Source organism: Xanthomonas sp. LMG 12460 (genome assembly GCF_009192895.1).
Lineage (GTDB): Bacteria > Pseudomonadota > Gammaproteobacteria > Xanthomonadales > Xanthomonadaceae > Xanthomonas_A > Xanthomonas_A sontii.
Map to the genome: position 1 here is coordinate 1 of NZ_NKUH01000130.1, position 12044 is coordinate 12044.

Below are 12044 nucleotides of genomic sequence, written 5' to 3' on the forward strand. Positions count from 1 at the left end.
CCCCCACCCGCAAAGCCCTTGCCGTGCTCGCCGGCGCGCGCGGCCTCGATCGCCGCGTTCAATGCCAGCAGGTTGGTCTGGTAGGCGATGTCGTCGATGATGCCGATCTTGTGCGCGATCTGCTTCATCGCCGCCACCGTGGCCACTACCGCCTCGCCGCCCTCCAGGGTTTCCCGCGCCGCCTGCGCGGCCATGCCGTCGGTGATCCTGGCGTTGTCGGTGTTCTGCGCGATCGAGGCGGTCATCTGTTCCAGCGAGGCGCTGGTCTCTTCCACACCGGCGGCCTGCTCGGTGGAAGCCTGGCTCAAGGATTGCGCAGTGGCGCTGACTTCTTCCGACGCACCCGCCAGGCTCTGCGCACTGGCGTTGACCTCGCCGACCACCTGCTGCAACTTCTCGACCATGCGCTGCATCGCCAGCAGCAATTGCCCGGTCTCGTCCCTGCCGCGGACCTCGATCTGCATGCTCAGGTCGCCCTCGGACAGCGCATTGGCCACCTTGACCGCCTTGTCGATCGGCCGGGTCACGCTGCGGCTGATGCAGCAGCCCAGGCCGACCCCGAGCAGCACGCCGCCGATCACGATGGCCAGCATGGTGCGGGTGCTGCTGGCATAGATCGCGTCGGTGGCGTCGTTGGCACGCGCCGCGTTGGCTTCCTTGGTTTCGCTGAGTTCGGACATCAGCGCATCCAGTTCGTCGGAGCTGCTGCGCACGCCCTTCGACAGGTCCGCCAGCTGCGCATTGCCCTGCGGCAGCGGCTCGCGCATCACCGAGTCGACGAACTGGCCGCGCCGCTCCAGGTAGGTCTTCCACACCTGGTCGAAGCGGGCCAGCTTGGCCAGCGTGGCCGGGTCGTCGAACGAGGTCCTGGCCTTGTCCATGTGCTCGACCACCTTGGCGGTGTACTTGTCGAGACTGGCGATGTGCTTGGCGCGATCCTCCGCCGTACTGGCCAACTGCAGGTTGGCGCGCGACCGGCCGGCGTTGATCAGATTGATGTTGGCCTCTTTCAGGTGCGACAGGCCGAGCAGCTCGCGCTCGTACAGCACCGTGGCGTAGTCGTTGATCCGGCCCGAGTTGCGGATGCCGACCCAGCCGATGCACGCGCCGATCGCCGCCACGATCAGGAACGCCGCCGTCAGCCTGACTCCGATTTTCATATTGCCCAACATGGTGTACCCCGATTCTTTGTGTGCGTCCGGTTGCGCAAGTGAGCGCCTCCAGCCGTCTTCCGCAGCGCCTCGCGGAGTGGACACACTCGCTCTGAGGAGAGCGAGGACGCTGCGCCGCAACGTCTGTGCGTGAGGGCTATCGGCGCCATCGACAGCGCCTTTAAATCGCGTGAAAACTGCGGAATTCCGCATAGCGCAAGCGCTGCGACGACGTTACATGAATGCGCAACGGGCATTGCGGCGCAGCACTCGACGCGTGTGAAGAAAGCGCCTGGGGTCTGCGGCGCGGATGCCGCAGTTGTTCTGCAATGGCAGATGACCCCGGTTTTGCACCGAATGCGAAGTGGGATACCAACCCCTCTAATTTGTAGACAGAATGTGAAAGCGGCGCCGATATGCATGCCCTCGCGGTGCGCGAGCGCATGCATGGCGCCGCGTCTTCACACCATCGGCAGCGCCGCGACCGTGCGTCGTTCCGCCGCGGTGGCTCCGCGCAACAAGCGCTGCGCGCGCACGCGTTCCTCGGCATCGAGCTCCTGCAGCGCCTCGAAACGCTCGCCGATCCAGCTCGCCATCGGCACGCCGTCGCGGTACAGCACGCGCGCGCCCGCCACGCGTGGCAGCCGCGTGCCCGGGAGCACGCTGCCGAGCAGATTGGCCGGATCGGCGGCGGCCACGCACACCCAGGTGCCGTCGCCAGGCTGGCGGCGCAGTTGCCGCAGCAGACCGATCGCCTCCGGCAGGGCGAACTGTTCGCCGGACAGGCCATCGATGAAGCGCCCGCCGCGGATCTCGCCACGCGCCTCCAGGCGCTGGTAGACCCGCAATAGCTCGCGCCACGGCGGCAGCCATGCCGCCTCGCGCTCGAGCAGGCGCCAGCAGACCACGCCGTAGCGGCGCAGCAGCGTCAGCGCGACGTGCTCGACCGCCTCGCTGCGCGCGGCCGGGTCCTCGGCCTCGGCGCCGGCCCGCAACAGCGCCCAGCGCCCGGCATCCTGGATGCCGCCGTACAGCGCCATGCGCGGCCGCCGCCGCGACAGCGCCGACGGGCGCTTCGATGCCGGCACCAGCAAGGCGCGCAGGCCGGCGTAGCTGTCGCAGTGGACCCGACCGGCGGCGACCAGCTCGGCCAGCGCCGTCTCCAGTTCGGTGGAGAGCAGGCGGGTGGCCGCGGCGATCTCGTCGAAGAACGAGGCGCCATGCGCCGCGAGATGGTCGGCGACCTTGCGCGCGCGCGAGCCGAGCGCATCGGCGTCCGGCGCTGGCGACAGCCGCGACCACTGCCCGGCGCTGCGCCGCGGCAGCAGCAGGATCGGCGTGCTGCGCAGCGTCGGCGCGGCGCCGCCAGCGCCGGGGCGCAACCGCGTCCACAGCGTGCGGCCGGCACTGCAGGCCTCGTCCAGCCAGGCCTGGCGGTAGTCGCGCACCCGCGCAGGCAACAGTTCCGCCTCCCACAGCGGCGCCGCGGCCTCCACGCCCTCCAGTTGCGCCAGCACCGCGGCCAGCGCTTCGGCGCCCTCCACCTGGCCCTGTGCGTCCAGATGCTGCCAACGGAACAGGAAGCGCGCGTAGTCGCGCGGCGCCACCGGCTCGATCTCGCGGCGCAGGCGGCCGAGGGTGTAGCGGTGGATGCGTGCCAGCAGGTGCCGCTCGCACCACTCCTCGGCATCGGCATCGGCATCGGCACTGAACCGGCCAGCCAGCACATAGCCGTCCTGCTGCAGCGCAAGCAGCCCCGCCTGCACCTCGCGCAGCGGCAGGTGCAGCGGCCCAGCCAACGTGGCCGCAGTGACCGGCCCCAGGCCTGCCAGCCGGCAGCGCAGCAACTCGCGCAGCGCGCTGTCGCGGTCCCAGTCGGCCACCGCGTAGCCCTCGGGACTGGCGATGGCCGGCCCCGCGCTGGCCTGCGGGTACAGCGGCGCCACCGCCGCCTGCGCTTCGGCCGTCACCCACAACGCCGCCGCGGCGCCGTCGACACCGTACAGGCAGGTGGCGCGCGCGTCGGCAGCCAGTTCATCCAACCACTGCCGCCACTGCGGCTGCGCGGCGGCCTCGTCCACGCTCACCACCCCGAGCGTGAGCAGCGCCTCGTGCATCTCGTCGCGGCTGCGCGGCTGCGGCCAGGCCTCCTCGCGCACCGCGGCGATCGCCTGCGGGTCCAACTGGCCGAGATCGTCGGCGCTGTGCGGATCCTGGTAGCGGCGACTGTGCACCGCCTGGGTGCGCCGCTCTTCCAGCGGCGCGTCGTCGAGAAAGGCATAAGGCCGCGCATCCAGCGCCTCGGCCGCCAGCGGCGAGGGCGCAGTCAGCTCGCGCGCCAGCACGCGCACCTCGCCGGCCTCGATGCCGCGCAGCAGCTGCAGCCAGCCGTCGCTGTCCATCGCCTCGTCCAGGCAGTCGCGCAGGGTCTGCGCCACCAGCGGGTGCTCGGGAATCTCGCGCTCGCCGACCAGGTTCTCCGCGCAGGCCACCTGGTCGGGAAACACCGTGGCCAGCAGATCCTCGGACTTCATCCGCTGCAGTTGCGGCGCGACCTTGCGCCCGCCGGTGAAGCGCGGCAGCGCCAGCGCATTGGTGGCGTTCCAGCGCCAGCGCACGCCGAACAGCGGCGCGTCCAGCAGCGCCTGTACCAGCACGTCCAGCGCAGACGCGGCGCGCAGATAGCGTGCCACCTCGTCCAGGGCGAAGCTGTGCCGGGTCGACAGCGACAGCACGATCGCGTCCTCGGTCGCGGCCGCCTGCAGCTCGAAATTGAAGGTGCGGCAGAAGCGCTTGCGCAGGGCCAGGCCCCAGGCGCGGTTGATGCGGCTGCCGTAGACGCTGTGGATCACCAGCTGGGTGCCGCCGGTGGCATCGAAGAAGCGTTCCAGCACGATGCACTGCTGGGTCGGCAAGGCGCCCAGCGCCGCATGCGCGCGGCCCAGGTAATCGACGATCTGCTGCGCGGCGGCGGCGTCCAGCGCCAGCGGGCCGCACAGCCACTGCAGCGCCTGCGCCGCGCCGCCCTGCTCCAGCGCCTGCGCGACTTCGGCCCGCAGCCGCGACACGCCCAGCGACAACGCGTCGCTGCGCCCGGGCGCCTCGCCGATCCAGAACGGGATGTTGGGCGGTGCGCCGCGCGCGTCCTCCACCCGCACCCGCCCCGCTTCCACGCGCAGGATGCGGTAGCTGGCGTTGCCGAGCTGGAACACGTCGCCACCCAGGCTCTCCACCGCGAAATCCTCGTTGACCGTGCCGATGGTCTGCGCCTGCGGCTCCAGCACCACGCTGTAGTCGCCGGTCTCGGGGATGGTGCCGCCGGAGGTGAGCGCCGCCATCCGCGCGCCGCGGCGCTGGCGCACGCGGCGATGCACCGCATCGCGATGCAGGTAACCGGCGCGCGGCCCCAGCCGCGTGCTGAAGCCTTCGCTGAGCATGCGCAGCACCGCGTCGAACTGCGCGCGCGGCAACGCCGCATACGGCCAGGCGCCACGCAACAGCGCGTACAGCGCGTCTTCCTCCCACTCCTGGCAGGCCACCTCGGCGACGAGCTGCTGGGCGAGCACGTCCAGCGGCGCATCGAGCATGCGCAGCGCATCCAGTTCGCCGCGGCGCACGCAATCCAGCAAGGCCGCGCACTCGACCAGGTCGTCGCGCGACTGCGGAAACAAGCGCGCCTTCGGCGTGCCGCCCACCGCGTGGCCGGAGCGGCCGGCGCGCTGCAGGAACGCGGCGATCGAACGCGGCGAGCCGAGCTGGCAGACCAGGTCGACGTCGCCGATGTCCAGGCCCAGTTCCAGCGAGGCGGTGGCCACCAGCACCTGCAGCTCGCCGGCCTTGAGCCGGCGCTCGGCGAGCAGCCGGGTCTCGCGCGCCAGGCTGCCGTGATGCGCCGCCACCGCCTGCGTGCCGAGCAGTTCGCCCAGGTGCCGCGCGGTGCGCTCGGCCATGCGCCGGGTGTTGACGAACACCAGGGTGGTGCGGTGCGCGCGCACCAACTCGGCCAGGCGCGTATACGCCTGCTGCCACTGGTCGGCGGACATGGTCACGCTGAGCGGCGTCGGCGGCACCTCCAGCGCCAGGTCGCGGGCACGCGCATAGCCGATGTCGACGATGGCGCAGTCGGCAACGCCGTCGTGCACCGCGGCGCTGCCGACCAGGAAACGCGCGACCGCCTCGATCGGCTTCTGCGTCGCCGACAGGCCGATGCGCAGCGGCGGCACCTCGCACAGCTGCTGCAGGCGCTGCAGCGACAGCGCCAGATGGCTGCCGCGCTTGTTCGCCGCCAGCGCATGGATCTCGTCGACGATCACCGTGCGCACATGGCGCAGCGTCTCGCGCCCGGACACCGAGCCGAGCAGCACGTACAGCGACTCCGGCGTGGTCACCAGCACATGCGGCGGGCGCCGCCGCGCCTGCGCGCGCTCGCGCTGTGGGGTGTCGCCGGTGCGTACCGCGGTGCGAATGGACACATCCGGCAAACCCAGCGCCGCCAGTTCGGCGCGAATGCCCTGCAGCGGCGCCTCGAGATTGAGCTGGATGTCGTTTGAAAGCGCTTTCAGTGGCGACACGTACAACACCTGGGTACGGTCCTGCAGGCCGCCTTCACGCAGGCCTTCGCGGACCAGCGCATCCAGCGCAGCCAAAAATGCCGTCAGGGTCTTGCCCGAGCCGGTCGGCGCGGCGACCAGCGTATGCCGTCCGGCCTGGATCGCCGGCCACGCCGCCGCCTGCGCTGGCGTGGGCGCCGCGAAACGTTGCTCGAACCAGCGTGCAACGGCGGGATGGAAGCGCGCCTGCGCCAACGACATGCGATCTCCTGGTGTCAGCGTCGCAACCAACCTGGGGCGCGCCGACGATGCCGACTGTGCGGATTGTCCAGCTGGATGTCTTGCGCCATTTTCTCGGCAATGAAAATGGTGACGTTATCCAGGCAATCAAGCGCAACCTCGCGCGAGCCCTGTTTTTAGGGGTTTTTCCATTAAGCGTTCATCGAACGACATAATGTCTACCACTCGCTCCGCGTAGCGCGGTTATGTTGTCGACGGCGTCACGTATCCCGGCCTAGCGTTTGCGCATCACGCACAAGCTTCGCTTCTGGGAACGGAATGCGGCACGGCAACACCAGCGAACAACGGCATCGCCCATCACGCGCGCGGGACGCTCCACGACCCGCACACGCGATCGCGGCGGCGCGCGTTCGCGCCGCGTCCGCCTCCGTCTCCCTTCGACGTCGAACTGCCGTCGCCTCGCGGCGCGCGGCAGCGATGGCGGCGGCATCCGCCATCGGGTCCTGCACTGTGGGACTGCGCATGCGTTGTACCTCTCCACCGCCATCGCCAAGGAGCATCACCAATGGCACAGAGCAGCCCGTCACTCTCCAGCACCGACCTCAACCAGCGCCGCGGCAGCGACGCGCAACAGTCGCTCGGCGTCGCGCCGAACGTGTTCGAAGGCAACGATCCGGCCGCGATCGCGCGCGCGCTCAAGCAGTCGGCCGACCTGCACGCCCGCCGCCGCACCGGTCCGTATCGCTCGGCCATGTCGATGCTGACCTTCTACATCAATCGCGCCGGCGACCAGTTGCCGGCGCAGCGCCGCCAGATCCTGGAGCAGGCCAAGGACGAGTTGCGCAGCCTGTACGGCAAGCCGCGCAAGGGTGGCGCTGGCGACTGAGCACGCGCACGCGCGCAGCGTGATGGAGCGATCAGTTCCGCACGCTGCCTGGGCGAAGCGCGCGCCGCGCGATTGCCGTCCTCCGACGCACTGCCACTTGATGCGGACATGGCCAAGGCATCCGACATTTCGGACCTCATCCAGCACGCCGCCGCCGCGACCCAGGACGACGCGGCGCTGCTGTCGCGCATCATCCTGGCGCAGGGCGAAATCGCCGCGGCCGGCGGCGATCCGCTGCAGGTGGTCGACGTGGTCACCCGCCGCGCGCAGGAGCTGACCCGCTCCAACGGCGCCGTGGTGGAGATGTGCGACGGCAAGGACATGCTGTACTGGTCGGCCAGCGGCGTCGCCGAGCGCCACCTCGGCCTGCGCCTGCCCAGCAACGGCAGCCTGTCGGGGCTGTGCATGCGGACCGGCGAGGTCTTGCGCTGCGACGATTCGGAAGTCGATCCGCGCGTGGACCGCGCGGCTTGCCGGCGCATCGGTTTGCGCTCGATGCTGGTGGTGCCGCTGCGCTACGGCGACCGCAGCATCGGCGTGCTCAAGGTCCTCGCGCCGCACCCCAACGCCTACAGCGCACAGGACGTGCGCACGCTGGAATTGCTGGCGACCCTGGTCGGCGCGACGCTGGCGCTGGCGATGGACCGCGCCGCACTGCAGACCGACATCGCGCGCCGCCAGGATATGGAGAAACACGCATTTCGCGAGAAGGCGGCGATCGCCACCCGCATCCGCGAAACCATCGCCGAGACGCGCCTGCAGATCGTGACCCAGCCAGTGCTGGCGCTGGCATCGCAACGCATCGTCGGGGTGGAGGCACTGTCGCGCTTTCCGGCCAATCTGGCGCTGCCGCCGCTGCGCTGGTTCGACGATGCCAGCCGGGTCGGGCTGGGCCTGGACCTGGAACTGGCCGCCGCGCGCCAGGCGCTGGAGCTGCTGGAGCAGTTGCCGGCGCCGCTGTATCTGGCGATCAACGTGTCCGCACCGACGCTGCTGCATCCGCAGTTGCAGGCGCTGCTGCACGGCCACGACCTGTCGCGGATCGTGCTGGAAATCACCGAGCAATTGCAGGCGCCGGATTACCCACGCCTTTCCGAGCACATCGGCCTGCTGCAGCGGCAGGGCCTGCGCATCGCCCTGGACGACGCCGGTACCGGCTTCGCCAGCCTGCGCCATCTGCTGCACCTGGCACCGGACATCATCAAGCTGGACCTGACCCTGACCCGCGGCATCGACGCCGAACCGCGCCGGCAGCGACTGGCGATGGCCATCCTCTCCTTCGCCGCGGAAACCAATGCCGACGTGGTCGTCGAAGGCATCGAGACCGAGAGCGAACTGGCGACACTGCAGGCGCTGGGCGCGCGCTACGGCCAGGGCTACCAGCTCGCCCACCCCGGACCGCTGTCGGCGCATCTGGCACGCTATCCGGCGATCGAATACGACAGCAGCGGCTGAGAACGCCCACCGCAGGCGCGGCGCTGGTCCCCGGTTCGGGATCATCCCCCCAGGCATTCCCAAGATCGCCATGCCGGCCTGGTCGCGGCTGAAGCCGCTCCTGCGAAAGCGTGCGCTACGGACGCGCGCCCCCCACCCTCGCCGCCCCCGGGCCGCTGTCAGCGCATCTGCAGATGCTCTCCAGCGATCGCTGGCAGCCTCGGCCAAGTCGCGGGCCAAATGCTCCGTCATCCTGTGCAGGAGCGGCGCCAGCCGCGACAGGACGTCACCGTTGACGCCGCGTCGCGCCTGCGCAAACGCCAGGCAAGAAAAAAGCGGGCCGAAGCCCGCTTTTTTCCTGGAACGACGCTGGCAGCGTGCGGCTTATTCGGCCGACGCGCCCTCGCCTTCTTCCACGGCCTTCATCGACAGGCGGATGCGGCCCTGCTTGTCGACTTCCAGCACCTTGACCTTGACCACGTCGCCTTCCTTCAGCTTGTCGCCGACCTTCTCCACGCGCTCGCTGGAGATCTGCGAGACGTGCACCAGGCCGTCCTTGCCCGGCAGGATGGTCACGAACGCGCCGAAGTCCATGATCTTGGCGACCTTGCCTTCGTAGATGCGGCCCGGCTCGACGTCCGAGGTGATCTGCTCGATGCGCGACTTGGCGGCCTGCGCGGCGATCGCATTGACCGAGGCGATGACGATGGTGCCGTCGTCCTGGATGTCGATCTGGGTGCCGGTTTCCTTGGTGATCGCCTGGATGGTCGAACCGCCCTTGCCGATCACTTCGCGGATCTTGTCCGGGTGGATCTTGATCGTCAGCAGGCGCGGCGCGTAGTCGCTCAGCTCCGCACGCGGGGTGGTCAGCGCGCTGGCCATCTCGCCGAGGATGTGCAGGCGGCCGGCCTTGGCCTGCGCCAGGGCCTGCTTCATGATCTCTTCGGTGATGCCTTCGATCTTGATGTCCATCTGCAGCGCGGACACGCCGTCGGCGGTACCGGCGACCTTGAAGTCCATGTCGCCCAGGTGATCTTCATCGCCCAGGATGTCCGACAGCACCACGAAGTCGTTGCCTTCCTTCACCAGGCCCATGGCGATACCGGCCACCGGCGCCTTCACCGGCACGCCGGCGTCCATCAGCGCCAGCGACGAACCGCAGACCGAGGCCATCGACGAGGAGCCGTTGGATTCGGTGATTTCCGAGACCACGCGGATGGTGTACGGGAACTCTTCCATGGTCGGCATCACCGCCAGCACGCCGCGCTTGGCGAGGCGGCCGTGGCCGATTTCGCGACGCTTGGGCGCGCCGAAGCGGCCGCACTCGCCCACCGAGTACGGGGGGAAGTTGTAATGGAACAGGAAGTTTTCCTTGTACTCGCCGGAGACCGCGTCGATCACCTGGCCGTCGCGGGCGGTGCCCAGCGTGGTGACCACGATCGCCTGGGTCTCGCCGCGGGTGAACAGCGCCGAGCCGTGGGTACGCGGCAGCACGCCGGCCTGCACGCTGATCGGGCGCACGGTGTCCAGCGCACGGCCGTCGATGCGCACCTTGGTGCTCAGCACCGAACCGCGCATGGTCTGGTATTCCAGCTCGCCGAATTCCTTGGCCAGGTCGGCAGCGACCCAGTTCTCGGCGGTGGCGCGCGGCGCCAGCTGCGCCAGCACGTCCTTCTTGATCGCGGCGATGGCGTCGCGGCGCTGCAGCTTGTCGCGCACCTGGAACGCGGCGGCCAGCTGCTCGCCGACGGCTTCCTTCAGCGCGGCGATCATGGCCTCGTTCTTGGCCGGGGCGACCCAGTCGGACGGCTTGGTGCCGGCTTCGACGGTCAGCTCGTTGATCGCGTTGATGACCTTCTGCATCTCGCGATGGCCGAAGGTGACCGCGCCCAGCATCACTTCTTCCGACAGCAGCGCGGCTTCGGACTCGACCATCAGCACCGCGTTGGCGGTACCGGCGACGACCAGCTCCAGCTGCGACTCCTTCAGATCCGACACGGTCGGGTTGAGGATGTATTCGCCGTTCTTGTAGCCGACCTTGGCGGCGCCGATCGGGCCCTTGAACGGGGTGCCGGCCAGCGACAGGGCGGCCGAGGCGCCGATCAGCGCGGCGATGTCGCCGTCGATGTCCGGGTTCATCGACATCACCGTGGCGATGATCTGCACTTCGTTCTTGTAATCCTCCGGGAACAGCGGACGGATCGGACGGTCGATCAGACGCGAAATCAGCGTCTCCTTCTCGGTCGCACGGCCCTCGCGCTTGAAGAAGCCGCCGGGGATGCGGCCGCCGGCGTAGAACTTCTCCTGATAGTCGACCGTCAGCGGGAAGAAGTCCTGACCTTCGCGCGCGCTCTTGGCGGCGACGGCGGTGACCAGCAGTACGGTGTCGTCCATCTTGACGATGACGGCACCGCCGGCCTGGCGGGCGATCTCGCCGGTTTCGAGGGTGACGGTGTGCTTGCCGTACTGGAAGGTTTTGGTGATTTTTGCCACGGGGTTTCCTTGGATGATGCTGTCTGCAAATGGACCGCTGACGGCCCATGCCGCTGGCGGGTGGCCGGGAGGATCCGGCCGGTGGCGCGGAGCGATCCCCGGGCCACGGTACTACCCAAAACAAAACCGCGGCGCATCGCTGCGCCGCGGTGGGGTTCGTTGACTCAGCGACGCAGGCCGAGCTTCTCGATCAGCGCCTTGTAGCGCTCGCCATCCTTCTTCTTCAGATAGTCGAGCAGGCTGCGGCGGCGGTTGACCATCTGCAGCAGGCCGCGGCGGCTGTGGTGATCCTTCTTGTGGGTCTTGAAGTGGCCGGTCAGCAGTTCGATGCGGGCGGTCAGCAGGGCGACCTGGACTTCCGGCGAACCGGTGTCGGCAGCGCCGCGCTTGTTTTCTTCGATGACTTTCTGGGTGTCGATGGACATGGGATTTTTCTCTGAGATGCGGGGCCGGCAGGAACGTGCAGAGGACGCACCGCCTGGCTCGCCGATTGCGAAGGATTGCGCCGGAGCGCAGCGTGCCGGAAAGGCCGCGAAATTGTACCGGCCTCGGCCCGGAGGAACAAGGCGTTAAGACCGCGTCATGACTGAACGACAGTCAGGTAACACCTCGCGCGACCGCCGCGCGGTCACGGATTGAACATGCGCTGCGGCGCCAGCAGCCCGCTCGCATCGACCTGACCCAGGCCCAGCGGGACGCCGTCGGCGTCGAACACCGCCGCCAGGCCGGGCGCCCAGGCCGGATCGCGCAGGCGCTGGCCCATGCGGAAGCGCTGCGCCGCAGCATGTTCCAGGCGCAGCGGCGGGAAATCGGCCAGGCCCGCGGCCAACGGCAGCACCAGCGTTTCCAGCGCCGCCGGATCCTGCGCGGCCAGGTGTTGCAGGTGCTCCAGGGTGACCATCTGCGGTGTCCGGAACGGCTCCACCCACAGCCGCCGCAGCGCGGCGATATGCGCGCCGCAGCCCAGCGCCTCGCCCAGGTCGCGGGCCAGGCTGCGGATATAGGTGCCGGACCCGCAGGCCACGTGCAGACGCAGGCGGTCGCCGGCGTGGGCGAGCACGTCGATCGCATGCACCTCGACCTCGCGCTCCGGCGCCTCGATCGCCTCGCCGCGGCGCGCCTTGACGTACAGCGGCTCGCCACCCTGCTTGAGCGCCGAGTAGATCGGCGCGCGCTGGCGGATACGCCCGCGCAACGGCGCCAGCGCCGCCTCCAGGGTCGATGCGTCCAGCGGCGGCACCGGTCGGGTGCGCAGCACCGCGCCCTCGGCATCGTCGCTGTCGGTGGTGG

7 protein-coding genes are annotated in these 12044 nt (G+C 69.6%); 2 read left to right on the plus strand and 5 right to left on the minus strand.

The features are described from left to right. Window positions 1-1172 (minus strand): methyl-accepting chemotaxis protein (locus CEK66_RS19510; RefSeq protein WP_152238007.1); only part of this gene is annotated, 1172 nt, incomplete at its 3' end. 440 nt (window positions 1173-1612) lie between these two features. Continuing rightward, entirely contained in the window at window positions 1613-5962 is a 4350-nt protein-coding gene (locus tag CEK66_RS19515; protein WP_152238008.1) for a DEAD/DEAH box helicase, read from the minus strand. A gap of 544 nt (window positions 5963-6506) precedes the next feature. Here CEK66_RS19515 and CEK66_RS19520 point away from each other — a divergent pair. Further along, window positions 6507-6827: a DUF3175 domain-containing protein gene (locus CEK66_RS19520; protein ID WP_017907565.1), complete on the plus strand. Its 321-nt coding sequence runs from the start codon at window positions 6507-6509 to the stop codon at window positions 6825-6827. 108 nt (window positions 6828-6935) lie between these two features. Continuing rightward, complete coding sequence (locus tag CEK66_RS19525) at window positions 6936-8282, plus strand: EAL domain-containing protein (RefSeq protein ID WP_152238009.1); 1347 nt, start codon at window positions 6936-6938, stop codon at window positions 8280-8282. Between the two features lie 363 nt (window positions 8283-8645). Here CEK66_RS19525 and pnp read toward each other — a convergent pair whose 3' ends face one another. The 3 genes from pnp to CEK66_RS19540 all read right to left on the minus strand — a co-directional run. Next, window positions 8646-10754 carry a polyribonucleotide nucleotidyltransferase gene (gene pnp / locus CEK66_RS19530; RefSeq protein ID WP_043092562.1) on the minus strand — a complete coding sequence of 703 codons (2109 nt, stop codon included), beginning with the start codon at window positions 10752-10754 and terminating at the stop codon, window positions 8646-8648. A gap of 164 nt (window positions 10755-10918) precedes the next feature. After that, complete coding sequence (gene rpsO / locus CEK66_RS19535) at window positions 10919-11179, minus strand: 30S ribosomal protein S15 (RefSeq protein ID WP_003467392.1); 261 nt, start codon at window positions 11177-11179, stop codon at window positions 10919-10921. A 203-nt stretch (window positions 11180-11382) separates the two neighbouring features. Then, window positions 11383-12044, minus strand: a 662-nt coding sequence (locus tag CEK66_RS19540) for a tRNA pseudouridine(55) synthase TruB (RefSeq protein WP_152238010.1), incomplete at its 5' end; no start/stop codon positions are given.